The 18,660-nt window shown below is 44.2% G+C and carries 16 protein-coding genes and 1 pseudogene; 15 read left to right on the forward strand and 2 right to left on the reverse strand.

Going from position 1 to position 18,660, the window contains the following annotated elements; translation table 11 throughout:
- Positions 1-38: 38 nt before the first annotated feature.
- From mutL to glnA, 12 genes are all read left to right on the forward strand, one after another.
- Positions 39-2,171 (forward strand): DNA mismatch repair endonuclease MutL, encoded by a 2,133-nt coding sequence (mutL, locus tag C0638_RS19070; protein WP_102163696.1) that lies wholly within the window; start codon positions 39-41, stop codon positions 2,169-2,171.
- A 12-nt stretch (positions 2,172-2,183) separates the two neighbouring features.
- On the forward strand, positions 2,184-3,035 hold the full coding sequence (locus tag C0638_RS19075; RefSeq protein WP_040103540.1) for a class I SAM-dependent methyltransferase: 852 nt from the start codon (positions 2,184-2,186) through the stop codon (positions 3,033-3,035).
- Positions 3,019-3,999 (forward strand): tRNA (adenosine(37)-N6)-dimethylallyltransferase MiaA, encoded by a 981-nt coding sequence (gene miaA / locus C0638_RS19080; protein WP_058711876.1) that lies wholly within the window; start codon positions 3,019-3,021, stop codon positions 3,997-3,999. Before C0638_RS19075 ends, miaA begins: the two co-directional genes overlap by 17 nt.
- 20 nt (positions 4,000-4,019) lie before the next feature.
- The gene (gene hfq / locus C0638_RS19085) at positions 4,020-4,262 is read left to right on the forward strand and encodes an RNA chaperone Hfq (RefSeq protein WP_013371546.1); all 243 of its coding nucleotides are present in this window, start codon (positions 4,020-4,022) and stop codon (positions 4,260-4,262) included.
- A 190-nt stretch (positions 4,263-4,452) separates the two neighbouring features.
- A complete protein-coding gene (locus C0638_RS19090) occupies positions 4,453-7,113 on the forward strand; it encodes a PBP1A family penicillin-binding protein (RefSeq protein WP_058711875.1) in 2,661 nt (886 codons plus the stop codon).
- A 165-nt stretch (positions 7,114-7,278) separates the two neighbouring features.
- Positions 7,279-7,836: a ribonuclease FAU-1 family protein gene (locus tag C0638_RS19095; RefSeq protein ID WP_013371544.1), complete on the forward strand. Its 558-nt coding sequence runs from the start codon at positions 7,279-7,281 to the stop codon at positions 7,834-7,836.
- Entirely contained in the window at positions 7,833-8,528 is a 696-nt protein-coding gene (locus C0638_RS19100) for a YdcF family protein (protein WP_058711874.1), read from the forward strand. Before C0638_RS19095 ends, C0638_RS19100 begins: the two co-directional genes overlap by 4 nt.
- Positions 8,529-8,642: 114 nt before the next feature.
- Positions 8,643-9,626: an AAA family ATPase gene (locus C0638_RS19105; protein WP_016822094.1), complete on the forward strand. Its 984-nt coding sequence runs from the start codon at positions 8,643-8,645 to the stop codon at positions 9,624-9,626.
- A 112-nt stretch (positions 9,627-9,738) separates the two neighbouring features.
- A complete protein-coding gene (gene hflX / locus C0638_RS19110; RefSeq protein ID WP_013371541.1) occupies positions 9,739-11,025 on the forward strand; it encodes a GTPase HflX in 1,287 nt (428 codons plus the stop codon).
- 112 nt (positions 11,026-11,137) lie between these two features.
- The gene (locus C0638_RS19115; protein WP_058711872.1) at positions 11,138-12,391 is read left to right on the forward strand and encodes a methionine gamma-lyase family protein; all 1,254 of its coding nucleotides are present in this window, start codon (positions 11,138-11,140) and stop codon (positions 12,389-12,391) included.
- Positions 12,392-12,474: 83 nt separating this feature from the next.
- On the forward strand, positions 12,475-12,888 hold the full coding sequence (locus C0638_RS19120) for a MerR family transcriptional regulator (RefSeq protein ID WP_007430683.1): 414 nt from the start codon (positions 12,475-12,477) through the stop codon (positions 12,886-12,888).
- Positions 12,889-13,003: 115 nt separating this feature from the next.
- Positions 13,004-14,332, forward strand: a complete 1,329-nt coding sequence (glnA, locus tag C0638_RS19125) for a type I glutamate--ammonia ligase (protein WP_013371539.1) — start codon at positions 13,004-13,006, stop codon at positions 14,330-14,332.
- A gap of 100 nt (positions 14,333-14,432) precedes the next feature.
- On the opposite strand, the pseudogene C0638_RS19130 reads toward glnA, so the two are convergent.
- Positions 14,433-14,702, reverse strand: a pseudogene (locus C0638_RS19130) (tyrosine-type recombinase/integrase); the annotation flags it as partial.
- Positions 14,703-14,997: 295 nt separating this feature from the next.
- On the opposite strand from C0638_RS19130, the gene C0638_RS19135 reads away from it, so the two are divergent.
- The 3 genes from C0638_RS19135 to C0638_RS19145 all read left to right on the forward strand — a co-directional run bounded on the left by C0638_RS19135 (position 14,998) and on the right by C0638_RS19145 (position 17,540).
- The gene (locus C0638_RS19135) at positions 14,998-15,915 is read left to right on the forward strand and encodes a prenyltransferase/squalene oxidase repeat-containing protein (protein ID WP_058711871.1); all 918 of its coding nucleotides are present in this window, start codon (positions 14,998-15,000) and stop codon (positions 15,913-15,915) included.
- Positions 15,916-16,188: 273 nt separating this feature from the next.
- Positions 16,189-16,452, forward strand: a complete 264-nt coding sequence (locus C0638_RS19140) for a hypothetical protein (RefSeq protein WP_233902224.1) — start codon at positions 16,189-16,191, stop codon at positions 16,450-16,452.
- A 269-nt stretch (positions 16,453-16,721) separates the two neighbouring features.
- Positions 16,722-17,540, forward strand: a complete 819-nt coding sequence (locus C0638_RS19145; RefSeq protein ID WP_058711870.1) for an alpha/beta fold hydrolase — start codon at positions 16,722-16,724, stop codon at positions 17,538-17,540.
- 549 nt (positions 17,541-18,089) lie between these two features.
- Here the strand turns inward: C0638_RS19145 and C0638_RS19150 are convergent.
- Positions 18,090-18,578, reverse strand: a complete 489-nt coding sequence (locus C0638_RS19150; protein WP_233902225.1) for a hypothetical protein — start codon at positions 18,576-18,578, stop codon at positions 18,090-18,092.
- Positions 18,579-18,660: the final 82 nt, after the last annotated feature.

Raw genomic sequence — 18,660 nt, forward strand, 5'->3', positions numbered from 1 at the left:
TTTTCATCACACTTTGAAGTCAGGAGGAGGTTAAAAGGATGTCTAAAATTCGAGTGCTAGATGAGCATATTGCGAATCAGATTGCTGCCGGTGAGGTCGTGGAACGTCCAGCCTCCGTCGTGAAGGAGCTGGTGGAAAATGCGATTGATGCGGGCGGTACACGAGTGGACGTATGGGTAGAAGAGGGCGGCCTGCAAAGTATTCGGGTGACGGATAATGGCAGTGGGATAGAGCCTGAGGACGTGGAAACGGCATTTTATCGACATGCGACAAGCAAAATCGGACATGGCCGAGACTTGTTCCAGATCACAAGTCTCGGCTTCCGGGGAGAGGCATTGCCAAGTATAGCGGCTGTCTCAAAAGTAGAGCTACTCACAGCAGCAGGAGATGACGGCCGTGCCCGTAAATTGGTGATTGAGGGCGGTAAACTGATGCTTCACGAGGATGCTGCTGGAAGGCAGGGGACGGATTTTACCGTACGCGATCTGTTTTATAATACACCTGCACGGCTAAAATATATGAAAACGATCCAGACGGAATTGGGACACATTTCGGATGTATTGTACCGAATGGCGCTTTCGCACCCAGAAGTGGCCTTTACATTGCGGCATAATGGTAATACATTGTTGCAAACGCTGGGCAATGGTGATTTGCTCCAAGTGATTGCTGCTATTTACGGAACTTCTGCGGCGAAATCAATGTTGATGGTGGAAGGAGAGAGCCTTGATTACCGAATTAGCGGCTATGTCAGTCGCCCAGAGTGGACCAGATCGAATCGAAATGCAATCTCGACAGTAGTGAATGGACGATTTGTGCGGAGCTATGGGCTCAATCAGGCACTGCTCAAGGCGTATCATACTTTGTTGCCGATTAATCGTTATCCGCTGGCTGTGATCCAACTGGACATGCATCCTTCTTTGGTGGATGTTAATGTCCATCCAGCCAAGCTGGAGGTGAGGTTCAGTAAAGAAGCTGAACTGTTTCAGCTGGTTGAAGATTCGGTAAAAGCTGTTTTAGGGCAGCAAGTGCTGATTCCAAAGGCAGTCAAACGTGAAATTGGCGGCAAGGATAGCAGCTCATTTGTGCAGGAGCAGTTTCATTTCTCGAAAGGAAATAGTGCAAAAGTAGATACTTCTGCAGATAATATAAGCAGTAATGAAAGTAATGAAAGTAATGAAAGTAATGAAAGTAATGAAGAGAGTAAGAAGTTTAGCCATGAACATGAGCAACTTCCGAATAGGGGGAGCCATTCCGTCATTGGACAGGCCAACACTCTCGCTCGTCAAAGTATCAGTGATGATGAGCTGGATGCAGATTTTGTGGAAGAAAACAACGAGGGTGATGTTAGAGGAGGCGTGTCGCTTCCTGATGGGACGACTACTCGGATATCCACAGGAGATCATGCCGAAACAGATGTCTCTTCCTCGTACAGCGAAGGGATACAGGAAACGGCTGCTTCTGCTACTTACCGTCCTGCTGTTTCACCAATTGCAGACAACACTACTAAATTCACGGATCAGAAGCCGCGCCAGGAGCATCTAAATACAGAGCAATTGACAGCGTTGTCGGGGGCAGCCCCTGAGGTGCCTACTTTTCCTGAGCTGAATTTAATCGGTCAGCACCATGGGACCTATCTGATTGCGCAGAATGACCAGGGCTTGTATTTAATTGATCAGCATGCCGCCCATGAGCGGGTCAATTACGAATTTTATTACGAAAAATTTGGCAACCCTGAATCAGTATCACAGGAGTTGTTACTGCCAATTACATTGGAATTTACGCCTTCCGAGACGGAAAAATTGAAAACGAGGTTGCACTGGTTTGAACAGGCGGGGGTGTATTTGGAACATTTTGGCGGGCAAACCTTCCGTGTCAGCTCATATCCGTACTGGCTCCCCAAAGGAGAAGAAGCGGATGTCATTGAGGAAATGGCCGGATGGGTACTGGAGGAAAAAGCCATTGATCTTGCTAAACTGCGGGAAGCTGCCTCAATCATGTGCTCCTGCCGGGCTTCGATTAAAGCAAATCAGAAGCTGACTGACCGACAGGCTTCCGTGCTGCTAGAGCGTTTGGCAGCCTGCAAACAACCCTATACCTGCCCCCATGGGCGCCCCATCGTTGTTTCCTTTTCCACATATGATCTGGAGAAGCTATTTAAAAGAGTAATGTAAGGGAGTATAAATATGTTGCAGGATTGGGAAAACCGTGAAGAAGAAAAGCAGATGATGCTTCGTGAGAAGCAAGCTGAATTACTGGTCACGACAGGAGATTCTCCCTCGGACGAGGTTGTGGAGCGCGCAAAGTTGCTTGCAGCCGAGCTTGGGGTGCTGTACGCTCCACGTCGCGGCATATCAGTAGCTAAGCTAATCGCTGCTCACAGAGTCCGTCAGGCTCTGGTGCTGGTGCAGGGCGGGGTGAGGCTGATTGGCCCGGAACAATCACCGATGATTTTTCATCCAAGCATGGGATTCATTCGAGCTAAAAGGGTATTAAAGGGCGAGGCTGATCCGATGTTGACGGCTGCCCGACTTGCCCCGGGTGATACCGTGCTCGATTGCACGGCAGGGCTCGGTACGGATTCTCTTCTATTCTCGATTGGAACGGGAAGCTCTGGACAAGTTACAGCTGTGGAGAGTTCCTTCCCTGTCTATGCATTAATCAAGGATGGGATGAGGCATTACCGTTCCGGTAACGCTGCAGTGGATAGAGCCTTTTCAGACATTGACGTTCGTTATGGTCATCATCTGGACTATTTGCGTAGCTTGCCGAATCGAAGTGTCGATATTATTTATTTTGACCCCATGTTCCGTGATCCGTTGCTTGATTCCAGTGCAATCGGTCCATTGAGAGGATTGGCTAATCCAGATGCGTTGAATGAAGAAAGTATTGCTCATGCGAAAAGGGTTGCACGAAAAACAATTGTATTGAAAGAAAAAAGGGGTAGCGGAGAGTTTGCCCGCCTCGGCTTCCGTGTGGAGCAACGGGGCACAACGAAAACAGTGTACGGAGTGATTGATATTGACAGTGGCATCTAAGCCTAAACTACTTGTTCTTGTTGGCCCGACTGCGGTTGGCAAGACGAAACTAAGCATCGAAATGGCTCGACAATTTGACGCGGAAATTATTTCCGGGGATTCCATGCAGGTATACCGTCATATGGACATTGGAACTGCCAAAATTTCCGAACAGGAAATGAAAGGAATCAAGCACCATTTAATCGATATTCATGAGCCTGAATACCCATATTCAGTAGCCCGATTTCAGGAAGACTGTCGTCGTCTCATACCTGATATTCAATCTAGGGGAAAGCTACCTTTCATCGTAGGCGGAACGGGTTTGTACGTAGAATCGGTTTGCTATGAATACCAATTTTCTGAGGTAGGGGCTGATGAAGCTTTTCGCCAGGAACAGCTTGACTATGCCGATCAGTTTGGAGCCGAAGCGCTTCATGCGCGACTACAGGCAGTTGATCCCGAAAGTGCACTTCGTTTGCATCCTAATGATCGTCGTCGAGTCGTGAGAGCGCTGGAAATTTACCATGTTAGCGGAACAACACTTAGCTCTCAACTTGCCAGTCAAAAAAAGGAATCTCCCTACCAGCTCTGCATCGTAGGTTTGACAATGGATAGGCAAATGCTATATAAACGTATTGAAGACCGAATTGACGGGATGCTCGATCAAGGGCTTGTTGCTGAGGTAACCTCCTTAATGGAACGGGGAGTGCGAAGCGATGCCATCTCCATGCAAGGTCTAGGCTATAAAGAGATATCCTCCTACCTGCGGGGAGAGGTGTCTTTGGAGGAGGCGGTGACTTGGCTAAAACGGGATACGCGTCATTTTGCGAAGCGACAGCTCTCGTGGTTTCGCCATATGAAGGATATCCAGTGGGTAGATGTCACTGATTTCGAAAATTTTTCTGCTCATGTAGCCCGAATACACGAAATTATAGCAGGAAAGTTCCGGACAGACCTTGAATATACTTCAAAACAATCCAAATGATTATTGGGGGTACGGCTAAAATGAACAAGTCTATTAATATCCAAGATACGTTTCTGAACCAATTGCGCAAGGATTCTATACCTGTAACGGTATACCTCATCAATGGATTCCAGGTGCGAGGAACGATTAAAGCATTTGACAATTTTACAATTGTTATCGATTCGGATGGAAAGCAACAGCTGATCTACAAGCATGCCATCTCCACCTTTACACCGCAACGCAACGTATCGCTTGTACAACAAGATAACGCTAGCGATAACTGATTACGGCTGGGCGGACGCCCGGGTAATGAAACTTTTCAGGCGTCCGTCTCGTCTAACTGTATAGGAATGTGACCGGGAGCAACCTGATCAGGGTTGTTCTTTTCATTCCGTTTACTTTCATGCTGCCGACAGCTAGCTCTAAGCTTAGGCTCGGTGACATAATGATTATTCGCGAAAGGGAGTCAGGGGAATGCCAAACGATTCATTGTCCAGATCCGGCAATCGCAATAGAAACACATCTAAAGAGAAGCCGAAGGGCAAGAAAAAGAAAATAACAGGTAAGCGAGTTGGGTGGACGCTGTTTATTACAGCAGCATTAGCCATATTTTGCGCACTTGGTGGTTATTTATTTGTCATGGTTAATGGCGAAAAAATCTACAAAGCCAACAAGGACAAAATTACAGTGAACGAGACATCAAAGGTTTATGACCGCAACGGTGTGCTCATGGGTGAGCTGTCTGTGCAAAAAAGTGACCCAGTGAAAAGTGAAGAAATTCCACCGTTGCTCAAAAAAGCTTTTATCGCAACTGAGGATAAGCGTTTTATGGAGCATCAAGGAGTTGATATTTGGTCTATCGGTCGGGCGGCAGTGAAGGATATCGTTGCTCGTTCTGCGGTGGAGGGCGGCAGTACGCTGACTCAGCAGTTGGCCAAAAACTTGTTTTTGACACGTGACAAAACCTTTTTCCGTAAAGCGACAGAGGTATCCATCGCAATGGCGCTGGAGCGGAATTTGACTAAAGATGAAATTATTACGTTATATCTGAATCGGATTTGGTTTGGACGCTCATATTCTGGAATTAAGGCAGCGTCGGAAGGCTATTTTGGGCAATCGAACTTAAAAGAACTAAAATTGTGGCAGATTGCTACACTGGCAGCTATTCCAAAAGGGCCTTCCAAGTATAACCCGATCAGTAACCCGGAAAACTCAAAGGCCCGACGTGCTGTGGTTCTCCAGCTGATGTTTGAGCAGGGAATGATTGGCAAGCAGGAAATGGAAGAAGCCAAGGCTATAAATTACGATTACAAACAACCGGAAAAAGTGCAAAAGTATCAAAATTTTATGGAATATGTCATGGATGAGGCAGAGGATGCCTTGCCAGGAGTCAGCGGCAATGATCTGATTATTGGTGGTTATAAAATTCATACGACAATGGATGCTCAGGCTCAAAATGCGCTGGACCAAGCGATGGCAGATGATGATATGTTCGAAAAGAGTCCAGACGATCAGCCTGTTCAAGCCTCTATGGTTATTATTAACAACCAAACAGGTGGTATTGCCGCGATGGCACCCGGACGGGATTACAAAAAGGGAACCTTCAATCGTGCGACACAGAGCCGCAGACAGCCAGGATCGGCCTTTAAGCCGATTGTAGCCTATGCGCCAGCTCTTGAATCCGGTAAATTTACGATAGATACTCCTTTGAGTAACGAACGGCAGAGCTTTAACGGATACAGTCCGAAAAACTTGCATGGTTACTCTTCGACCATCAGCATGATTGATGCCATTACGAAATCTGAAAATATACCACCTGTATGGTTGTTGAACCAAATCGGTGTGGAAAAAGGGGTTCAATTCGCCGAGAGCGTAGGCATACCGATGGACAAAAATGATCACTCGCTTGCTATCGCATTAGGGGGATTAAGCAAAGGAACAAATACCCTCGAAATGGCGCAGGCCTATAGCGCTTTTGCCAATAAGGGACAATTTCAAAAAGCTTACTCTATTAAGCAAATTAACAATAGTGATGATCAAGTAGTTTATACTCATAATGAGGAATCCAAATCTGTTATGAGTGAGAAAACGGCTTATGAAATGACAAAAATGATGCAAAATGTGGTCAATAGCGGTACAGGTCGCAAAGCACGTATTGACTGGCCAGTAGCTGGTAAAACGGGTACGACCCAAAGTGGAATCAGCGGCAACAGTGGTAACCGGGACATTTGGTTTGTCGGTTATACGCCGGAATATACCGGAGCGGTATGGATGGGGTATGACAAGCCGGACAGTAAGCATATGTTGAGAAACTACAGTGGACAGTCGGCTGCCTTTTTCGGTAGGGTCATGGGTGAAGCTCTCAAGGGGCATCCGGTTACGCAATTTAGCGAGCCGAAGGGATATGAACCACCGGTTGAGGAGAAGCCAGAAGAGCCGGTTCAGGCCACTGCTCCAAGCGGACTGAGCGGGTCTTATAGTCAGGATACCCAAATTGTATCGTTGTCTTGGAATGCGGCAGAGGGAGACAATGTACAATACCGTGTTTATCGTAAAGAGTCTTCCGAAGGAAGCTTCCGGACGATTATGGAGGCGATGAGAGGCACGAGTGGTGAAGATACGTCTCCTGTAGCTGGAAAAACGTATCAATACTATGTCGTAGCTTATGGAGCGGATGGTAAAGAATCCGCAGCTTCCAATACGATTAGTGTAGAAATTCCGGCAGAGACTACTCCGATAGATCCGCAGCCAGGAAACGATCCTAATCAGGATGGAACCGTACCGGATAATGGCGAGAATATAGACGGTCAGAATGGTACGGACCAGGGGAATACGATTCCTGGAGGTACTGATAACGGTACTGGTTCTGAGCAAGTTCCAACGTCTCCTGGAGGTAACAATGGAAATGGTACTGGAGGCACAGGCAACAGTAACGACAATTTTGGGAACGGAAACGATACAAATACAGGGAATGGTCAGACGACTACACCGGATTCAGGTATAACTGATGAAAATACTATGACCAATCCAGAAAATACAGATGCATCTACCACAGGTGCTATTATGGATGGAAGTCAGGAAAGCACATCCAACGGTCATTCAAACTCCAATCGTGGACGTCACAACCGGGATTAGCAAATATGTTTTATGTAAGATGATAGTGGCTTCAAATCAAAGGTATTTTCGGACTGTTTTGACAGTCTGAAAATACCTTTTTTGCTGTAATACAGGGGTTATTTTTGAGTGTACAGTTTAAATATGGTAAGCTGGTTTTACCAATGTTGGAGAGGAACATCATTTATGAAGCGCAAATTCGGAGACCGGGCCAACTGGCGCAGAATCACCAATCGCAAGTTTGCTTGCCGGTATGTAGAAAGTGATGCGTTTACAGGATATGTGACCCTGTATACTATTTTGAGTCTCAAGGAGCCATTATGGAAAAGTTATGGTGGTCATACGTTTTGCATAGCCGATAAAGGTTATTCCTGGTTACAATATTATCCCAAAGGTAAGCATTATGTGGTGACTGCTATGTTTGACAATCGAGAGCAAATCGTTGAATGGTACATTGACACCTGCCGAAATCAAGGAGTAACCGATCAAGGAGTTCCTTGGTTTGATGATTTGTATTTGGATGTGGTCGTGCTTAAAAACGGTGAAATCTTTCTGGTGGATGAGGATGAACTGGAGGAGGCGCTACAACGGGGACATATTTCTACGCAAGAAGCAGAATTGGCTAACCGAACGGCGGCTGACTTGTTACATCAGATCGATGCTCATATGTTCCCCTATTTTAAAATGTCGCTGAAACACCGGGCTGAATGGTTTCACAACGGTGATTTTAAGAGAGAACGGTGAAATTTTTGCAGTGGATTAAAAGCACTGGGCCCCAACGCCATGAGCCAAAAAGCAGGCAAAGTCGCAATGGGAAAATATTTATGGTATCGAAGCGTTTCATACTTGGTTTGATGATTTTTATTTTGGTCGGATTCGTATGGACAGGTATCCGAGTATGGAATATGAATACAGCTACCTCTACCACTCCACTCCAGCATGCACAAATTGGTATCGTACTAGGTGCCTCTATGTGGGGAGCTGAGCCCAGTCCTGGTTTAAAAGAAAGGTTAGAAGAAGCCTTGCGATTATATCGCAACGGGACGGTGCAACGGCTAATTGTAAGTGGAGGACTGGATCAACCTGATTTTCCGTATACGGAGGCCGAGGGGATGCAACGCTACTTGGTAGATAGGGGAGTCCCTGTACAGCATATTGTGTTAGAAAACCAGGCGACCAGTACTTACGAAAATCTGCTCTACAGCCAGCGTATCATGAAGGAATATGACTGGAACTCCACCGTAATCATCACACATAGCTATCATGGACCTCGGGCGATGGAGATTGCTCAATTTTTGAATTTTGATCATCCTCAGATGGCTCTGACCGAATCCAAAGTGCTAAATATGCCAATCCATCAATCAAGAGAAGTGTTGGCTTACGCTAAATGGACGCTGCAACGGTGGTGGATCAGTGCTCAAACGTGGATTGCCTGAATTGAGGGAAGGCTTAGTGCACGTTCTCGTTGCTTTTATGCTAATAAGGACATGCTGGACCGAATACATTAATAGGGTAAGCTGTGCCTGAAGAAATGTTGAGGTGATGGATGCATGAACGGACGGGGAATCGCCGCGGGCAAGCGGTCGGAGGAGAGACCTTCCAGACAAATCAATGTCGTGCTGCGTAGCCCGGAGCCGATCGCTTCGGTGACTGTGGACGAGACGGAAGCAGTGGCTTCGACCAAGTCGCAGGCGCTACCGCAGTATCTCAGTCTTTATCAGGAAATTCAGAAAGAACTCGATCATCTCGTCGGCTTGGATAACATCAAAGAGCTGGTATTTGAGGTATATGCCTTTTTACAAATCGCCCACATGCGCACTGATGCAGGTCTGTTGAGCAACGCACACGTATATCACATGATTTTCAAAGGAAATCCAGGTACGGGGAAAACGACAGTAGCCCGCATTATCGCTAAAATGCTGCAAAAAATGGGGGTGCTGAGTAAGGGCCATCTGATTGAGGTGGAAAGGGCTGATTTGGTAGGTGAGTATATCGGCCACACCGCACAAAAAACGCGGGACCTGGTAAAGAAATCTCTTGGCGGCGTGCTGTTCATTGATGAGGCTTACAGTTTAGCACGCGGAGGGGAAAAGGATTTTGGAAAAGAAGCGATTGATACCCTGGTAAAGGCCATGGAAGACCAAAAAAATCAATTTATTTTGATCCTCGCAGGGTATTCGGGAGAAATGGACTTTTTTTTACGGACAAATCCTGGTCTTCCTTCTCGTTTTCCAATCCAGTTGGATTTTCCTGACTACACTGTGGATCAGCTCATTCAAATTTCGGAGATGATGGCTAAGGAAAGGGATTATATTCTCATGCCTCAGTCTATACTCAAAATGAAGGAGCATTTGCTAAATGAGCGAAATGACAGTCTCCATGCATTTAGTAATGCACGTTATGTTCGTAATGTGATTGAAAAAGCGATTCGACACCAAGCTGTCAGGCTGCTTAATCAGTACAGGAGCGGGCAACCCGGTAAGCAGGAGTTGATGACGTTGCGACCAGAGGATTTGAAAATGGACAAAAGATAGGCGATAATAGGAATCTGAATCATATCGAATTGTATGACATCGAACGAGGGCCGGCCTGACATCAGGTCGGTTTCTGTTCGAGAGTTGACATGAAAATAAAGGAGCAAACAATATGGCGAACTCCACTCATGATACACAAACCGAAATGCAGGATAAGGCGGTACTGGTCAGTTTAATTACGGATGAAGTCAAACGATCTGGCATCAATACGGAATATTCGCTGGAAGAACTGGTGAAGCTGGCTGAAACAGCGGGAGTTGAAGTCCTGAGCGTCCTCACACAAAATAGGGAATCCAAAGACTCGAAATGGTTTATTGGCAAAGGAAAAGTAGATGAATTGCGTGCAGTTGCTGAAGAATTGGGAGCGAATACAGCTATTTTTGATCAGGAGCTCTCGGGAGCTCAAGTACGAAATCTGGAAGAGAGCCTGGATCTCAAAATAATTGACCGAACACAGTTAATTCTGGACATATTTGCTCAGCGTGCAAAAACACGGGAAGGTATTATCCAGGTTGAACTGGCGCAGTTGTCATACTTACTGCCTCGACTGTCTGGACACGGTAAAAACCTTTCACGGCTCGGTGGCGGAATCGGAACACGTGGTCCTGGTGAAAGCAAGCTCGAGACGGACCGTCGTCACATTCGTGACCGAATTAGTGATCTGAAACGCCAACTTGAGGAAGTGACGCGTCATCGGTATTTACACAGGGAGCGCAGACAAAAGGCTGGCATCGTTCAGGTGGCACTTGTTGGCTATACGAATGCCGGGAAATCAACACTGTTGAAGCAACTGACAGCTGCCGATGTATATATTGAGAACCAACTGTTTGCAACGCTCGATCCTACCTCCAGAACAATGGAATTACCGAGTGGCAAAGAAGTTATTCTCACAGATACAGTAGGATTTATTCAAAATCTGCCTCATGATTTGGTAGCCTCTTTCCGGGCCACTTTGGAGGAGGCCAATGAGGCCCACCTCATTTTACATGTCGTGGACGCCTCTTCAGACATGCGTGACGAACAAATGAAAGTTGTAGAGTCAATCCTGCAACAGCTTGGGGCTGCGGACAAGCCTCAGATTGTACTGTTTAACAAAAAAGATGCTTGCACTCCTGAGCAATTGGAAATGCTTCCTTCCGGGGAAGGCTATTTGAAAATCAGTGCTTTTGATGAAGCGGATTTGCTACGCATTCGTGAACTGGTTCAGGAGCATCTGAGCGGTGACACACTGAGATTCCGTATTCCTGCGGAACGTGGGGATTTAACATCTGTGCTTTATCGAATTGGAGATGTACTGCTGACAGAGTATGATGGCAATGATGTCATTTATGAGGTAGAAATTCAAAGGGGCGAATACGAAAAGTATGGTCATGCTCTCAGTGAGTTCACAGAAAGTTAACATCTAATGACGTTTTTGGGTTAATAAGATGATAATGCTTATCGTTCAAAATTGAACAACAATATAACATGATTAGCCTAAGGCTGCGGAAGAGAGAGGGTCAAGAAGGTAAATGGTAGTTTTTAGTCCGGAAATTCAGCAAATTCAGGAAACGGTAGAACATAAAATACAAGAACGTATAAAGCACATAGATCATATTGTAGATGCAAATCAGTGGAAGGTCATTCAGGCCTTCCAGCGCAAGCAAGTGAGCGATTTTCATTTTGCAGGTTCAACGGGATATGCTTACAATGACCGGGGGCGTGAAGTGCTGGAAGAAGTCTATGCAGATGTGTTCGGTGCGGAGGCAGCGTTGGTGCGTCCGCATTTTGCCTCGGGAACGCATACCATCGCCACGGCTTTATTTGGTGTGCTGCGACCAGGGGATGAGTTGTTATACATTACAGGGCGACCTTATGATACCTTACACAAAGTGATTGGTAAGCCCGGCGACGGAACAGGATCATTGCAGGACTTTGGTGTTACTTACGGAGAGATAGCCCTGACAGCAGAAGGTAAAGTGGACTGGAAAGCGGTGGAGTCCGCAATCCATGACAATACCAAAGTGATTGGTATCCAGCGCTCACGCGGCTATGATTGGAGAGCTTCCTTTAGTGTGGCAGATATTGAAGAAATGACGGCACGAGTGAAAAAGATAAAGCCTGACGTTATTGTCTTTGTAGACAATTGCTACGGGGAATTTACTGAGAAGCTGGAACCTACTCAGGTCGGTGTTGATTTGATGGCAGGTTCGTTGATTAAAAATCCCGGTGGTGGCATTGCAGAAACGGGTGGATATATCTGCGGCAAACATCAATATGTAGAGCTGGCATCTTACCGATTAACAGCACCCGGTATCGGGGGAGAAGTAGGAGCAATGCTAGGTACTACACGAGGCATATACCAGGGACTATTCCTTGCTCCTACATTGGTGGGGCAAGCGGTTAAAGGAAGCATATTCGCAGCTGCGGTCTTTGAGGAAATGGGTTTTGAGACTAAACCTGCCTGGCATGAAGAGCGTACGGATTTGATTCAGGCCATTTCTTTTAGCGGAGCAGAACATCTAATTGCTTTTGTACAGGGCATTCAGCGCGCAGCCGCCGTGGATAGCCATGTGGTGCCAGAGCCGTGGGATATGCCGGGTTATGAGCATCCGGTTATTATGGCAGCAGGTACGTTCATACAAGGTGGAAGTTTGGAATTATCGGCAGATGCTCCGATTCGGGAGCCTTATATTGGTTACATGCAAGGGGGCTTAACCTACTCTCATGTCAAATATGGAGTACTTATGGCTCTGCAAACGATGAAAGAACGTAAATTATTGTGAGTTTTTCTAACATATCATTGACACTTTGCATCAGCTAAATGTACAATAAGGTGAATAATAGATCACTGGAAGGTTGATGACAAATGGGCGACGAAATTCGCAGAAATATGGCCTTGTTTCCAATAGGTATTGTCATGAAGCTAACGGACTTGTCAGCACGTCAGATTCGTTATTATGAGCAGCATAATTTGATAGTTCCTGCCCGTACATCAGGTAACCAACGACTTTTTTCATTTAATGATGTAGAGCGTCTGCTCGAAATTAAGGCGTTGATCGAGAAGGGTGTAAACATTGCAGGAATTAAACAAGTCATGAATCCGGTTACCAAGGAATCGGAGGAAGCTACAGTTATTACTGCAGATACGGAAGTCAAACGCCGTGAAATGTCCGACACTCAGCTTCATCGTTTGTTGAAGCAACAACTTGTTGCAGGCAAAAGACCAGGACAGGTATCTTTGATCCAAGGCGAATTATCACGGTTTTTCAACAAAAGATAATGCTGTGGCTTACCTTTTGGCATAAGTTTATTCTACTTAAAAACGGTCTCATCATTTAAGTCATTTATGATACAGTCGATTTGCATATAGTCGTTACAGAAAGGGAGAGGTTAGTGTGAGTTATACCAGAGAAGATATCATTAGGATTGCGAAAGAAGAAAATGTTCGTTTTATTCGTTTGCAGTTTACCGATTTGCTGGGCACCATTAAGAACGTTGAAATTCCTGTTAGCCAGCTGGAAAAAGCATTGGATAACAAAATGATGTTTGACGGTTCTTCCATAGAAGGCTATGTACGTATCGAAGAATCTGACATGTACTTATATCCAGATTTGGACACTTGGGTTGTATTCCCATGGGTAACCTCAGATCGTGTAGCTCGTTTGATCTGCGATATTTACAAGCCAGACGGCTCTCCATTTGCAGGTGACCCGCGGGGGATCTTGAAACGTGTACTTAAGGAAGCCGAAGAAATGGGATACACTTCGATGAATGTCGGACCAGAACCTGAATTCTTCTTGTTCAAAACCGATGAAAAAGGCGATCCAACCACAGAACTGAATGACCAAGGCGGATATTTTGACCTGGCTCCAATGGATCTGGGTGAGAACTGCCGTCGTGAAATTGTTCTTAAGCTTGAAGAGATGGGCTTCGAAATTGAAGCATCCCACCATGAGGTCGCACCTGGTCAGCATGAGATTGACTTTAAATATGCAGATGCAGTTAAAGCTGCCGATCAGATTCAAACGTTCAAGCTCGTTGTTAAGACCATTGCTCGTCAGCATGGTTTGCATGCAACCTTTATGCCAAAACCTTTGTTCGGCGTGAATGGTTCCGGTATGCACTGCAACCAATCGTTGTTTAAGGACAATGAAAACGTATTTTATGATGAGACGGATGAACTCGGATTAAGCCAGACAGCTCGCCACTATATGGCAGGTATTCTTAAACATGCACGTGCAATGGCAGCGATCACGAATCCAACAGTAAATTCCTACAAACGTCTCGTACCAGGTTATGAAGCGCCTTGTTATGTTGCTTGGTCTGCAAGCAATCGGAGTCCGATGATTCGGATCCCCGCATCTCGTGGCCTGAGCACTCGCGTCGAAGTTCGGAACCCTGACCCGGCAGCGAATCCTTATCTAGCCTTGGCTGTAATGCTGAGAGCAGGTTTGGATGGTATCAAACGTCAGATGGCTTTGCCAGCCCCAATCGATCGCAACATCTACGTGATGTCCGAGGAAGAGCGAATTGAAGAAGGTATTCCAAGTCTGCCTGCAGACCTGAAAGAAGCTCTGTCTGAGCTTATTCGGAGCGAGGTGATCTCTGACGCACTGGGTGATCATGCTCTGGCTTACTTCTATGAGCTTAAGGAAATTGAATGGGATATGTATCGCACCCAAGTACATCAATGGGAACGTGATCAATATCTGACGCTTTATTAAAATGTGGAATCCCTTGGCGCTCTAAGCGTTGAGGGATTTTTATTTCGGGGGTAGGTAAAGAATTTTATTAAGTTGGTTTATAATTGCCCCCAAAATTTTTTTATCGAAATAAATTTTCAGTAAAAGACTCATATTTCTCCATGTTATTCATCTCTATTTTTTTAGAAATGTGTGCATAGATGTCAGAAGTTATTTGGATGCTACCATGTCCCAAACGTTCCTGCACATATTTCATTTCAGCCCCAGCTTCTAATTGCAATACTGCGTGCGTATGTCGAAGAGAATGGATAGGTAAGGGGGGGAGGCCCGCTCGTTTTATTATCCTAGAAAATGAATTGAACAAAGACGATTTTGGGATCGGAGTCCCATCAACATTGGATTTTGTGATGATCGACTATGGTCGGGGGCGAAACCAAGAAGGAGAAATTGGACTTAGAATGCCAGAAGCAAAGGGCTTAAGCCTTTGCGGTCTTTATTATAGCTGTCAGAAGAAAATAATGTTCTAGACTGAAAAATAAAGTAATATTCTGACGATGCCTCATTAAGCTAACGGGCAGGATAGTTTAATAACAAATCGAATTTTTTAAGAGTGGAAGGGTATACCAGATGAGGCGTTGCTTAACTGAAGCGTGAAGTAGAGATAATCAAAAAAAGGAGATACCCAGATGGAAACAAATCAAAATATTCGTTTAGCAATCGAAGAATCTATACAGTTCCTTGAATCTACTTCGCATTTGGGGATGACGCACGGCGAGTGCAGCCGTCGAAAATGGGATGGAGCTTGGTGGCATATGGCTGCTCTTTATGAAATGGGAGAGGTGAAACTAATTCCCGAGTCTGCTATTACTGGAGCAAAATATTTACTCGAAACTCAGGTTTGGCCGACCTTCATCATATCCACCGATGACCATCCAACAAATGAAAGTGATAAGATGAAGATGGATTGCTGCCATTGTGAACTTGCCGTATACTATATGATTCTAATGGCGTATGGCTGTGATTTGGACAAGGAACTGCCTTGGATTCGTGAATGGCTCTTAAAGCATCAGTTACCTGATGGCGGGCTGAACTGCGACCCTGAAGCTTATATTCATTCAAAAAAGAGCTCTATTGTTTCAACACTTCCTCCGCTTGAAGCTATCTTATGGCATACTGACCGTGAATTTACTGAACAGGAAGCCGTTTTCTTAGATGAAGGCGCACGTTATTTAATTGAGCATCGTCTTGTATGTTCTAAACAAAATAGAAGCGTCATCGATATGGAATGGCTGAAGCCTTGTTTTCCGAGGTTTTTTGAATATGATATATTACGTGGCATGTCCTTCTTGGTAGAATGGTCCCGACGTAGGAACAAAACGCTGCCGGTCAAGCTGCTTATTGAAGGATTGGAACGATTGAACATCTTCAGGGAAACAGAAGGTTTGCGAATCGGTAGACAAGTCTTTGATCCACAAGGCCCGTGGGGTGGGCAATCCTTTCCCTTGTTAGAAGCAGTGTCTGGCATTGGTGACGTTTCGCCTTATCTAACCAGACAGTTAGATCGAGTTATCGAACGATTGGGACCGGAGTATACCTATGCATAAAGACTTCCTTTAGAAGGGAGCTCATAGTGGAAGAGGAAGGGACCAGGATGAGGAAGGTTTAGAGGGGAAAGTTGCAAATTTCAAATATGTAAAATGATTGTCTAAACACTGATTGAAGGCGTAAAACGGGAAGGATAGTTATAAATATGTTAAAATAAGGGCGAATAAATTTAGAGGTGATTTAATGTTCAATCCGAAGATCTTCTTCTATTAGTTGTGTCTAAGGTCATGGCTTCAAATGCCAAAATCTAACCCGGCACAACGGGGATGAAGATGTTTACACAGGAAGAGATTCAATCCTGGGAAGATGAGAAACAGCGTAGTCTGGAGATCAATAATAAGCCCAAAGATCCAAGAAAAGAGAAGCTTAAGGATTTCCGTAAAGGAATCAAGAGTGTTCATTACAACAAAGAATGTAAAGTAGCAAGAAAAGATGATTATCGGCTGTATAGAACAAAAATGAAACGACTGATGCGTAGTGAGGAATACGAGATCCTACACAGTTACAAACGAACGAGCGGTTGGATTACTTGGTAAATGGGGTAGCCCTTGAATGAACTCATCCTATTGTTGAAGTGACTAGCAGTAGGGCAGTTCATGAGGGGCTGCTTTTTTTCATTGAAGTAACGGGCAGGTTAGTTTAACTCCGAAAACAAGAATAGGGAACAAGTGTTCTTTACATATATTATATATGCGTATATAATCAAAACGAAACGGAAAGGAGATCTGGTTTGCTTGATAAAACATGTAGATTCTTCTTTAGTGTAAGAATATTATAATAATAACTCAATTTTGGAGGAGTCTGTATGCCATATTGTAAAGTCAAGAATGCCAATATATATTACGAGGAAATTGGTAAAGGCAAACCAATTATAATGATCCATGGTTTTACACCAGATCATCGGTTAATGAGTGGGTGCATGGAACCGATATTTGAAGATAATTCCAATTGGCGTCGTATCTATCTTGACCTGCCTGGAATGGGACAAACAAAGGATTACGATCAAATATGTAATTCAGATGATATGCTAGAAACAGTTATAAATTTTATTGAAACTCTTGTCCCAAACCAAGATTATCTCATAGCAGGCGAATCATACGGTGGATATATTACAAGAGGAATAATTAATAGACATAAAGATCGTATTGGTGGGGCTGCACTGATTTGTCCATTAATTATTCCTGAACACAAAAGAAGAATACTTCCCGAGCATTTTGTTGTTCATTGTGATGGCGAGTTTATGGACACCTTAAGTGAAGAGCAAATAAGCGATTTTAGCGCAAATCAAGTCGTCCTCAATGAATATAATTGGAAAAGGTATTCAGAAGAGATCGTGTCAGGTTGTAAGATCGCTGACTTTGATTTTCTTAACAAGATTCAAAGAAACTATGGATTTTCCACCAATATAGATGAATTAGTTTTCGATAAACCAACAGTATTTACTCTTGGGCGACAAGATGCAGTTGTTGGTTACATAGATGCTTTTAGAATTTTAGACAATTATCCTAGAGCAACCTTTGCCGTTCTAGATCGAGCAGGCCATAATCTTCAGATTGAACAGACTCTATTATTTGAGTCACTTATGCGTGAGTGGCTTGAAAGAGTAACAGAGTTTGGATTTTAGTTGTATATTAATCCATTGAACTAACGGGATACGTTAGTTCAATGAAATAGCGACAATCAAGGACCCTATTTCCTCGTCTTAGTTGTCGCTGTTTCAATTTCTAAGGTCAGTCTAATACTTTGGCTTCTTCTGACATTAGGAACTATGATTTTTTATCCTGAAATTTGTTACTTTATTCATAGTGTTGAGGCATCCTTTTCAATGGGGGTGTCGTTTTCCACACGGTGAGTTACGGAAATTGCCGGGGCTGTTTCGCGACTGGACCTGCATGGCAAGCGCAACGTTTTTGCGGATTATTCTAAAGTAATCATGAATTGTACAGAGGGGAATGTGCTTAATGAAAATAGGATATGAGCGATGGACGGTGATTTAAAGAAAGCTCTGGATGAGCTTGAAGCCTTACGTGGTACAGTTTCAGGGTCTTGTCTCTTTGAGAGTGATCTGATATAGGCTGCATCAAAACACAAGCGTAATTGCTTGTGTTTTTTTATTGTTTCTTATCTGTTGGGAGGAGGATGAGCAATATTAAGAAAGTGAGCAAAAGCAGCATTAAAGAGAGTTCTGCCCACCTAATACGAATAACGAAATTTTCTTAGCTATTTCTTCTTTGTTTAATTTTACTTTTCCGGAAGCCCATAAATAACCAGCCTCATAGATTACGTTCGAATAAATAGATACGAATAAATCTTTCTCCATATCTGTATATAAGTTTTCTACACTCTTAAGCAAATACAAATTCAACTCACTCAATATTTTTTCTTTCAATTGAGGGATTACCAAACTTATATTACTTTGGCGACATTGTAATCTCGGTTGCTGGTAAAAGTCACAAACAGCTAAAACAAGTTGGCTTATACTTTCTTGATCAAATTTTATTGATCCAATTGTCCGTTTTGCAATAGCATTTGAAGCGGAATTTCCCAAAATGGACAGTGAGAGTAGAGTAGAAGAAGCAAAACCCACTGTAAAATAATATAAGCTTCTTAGTCTTAGTGAGATAACTATTAAACTGTCTTCAATAAAAACATCGGCAGCCATAGACGAAAAAATAAAATCCTAGACTGCCGATGTTCGATTGAACTATCGTGTGCCTTTAGTTCAATCTTTTTCCTTTTCATAA

Source organism: Paenibacillus sp. lzh-N1, assembly GCF_002872435.1.
Lineage (GTDB): Bacteria > Bacillota > Bacilli > Paenibacillales > Paenibacillaceae > Paenibacillus > Paenibacillus polymyxa_C.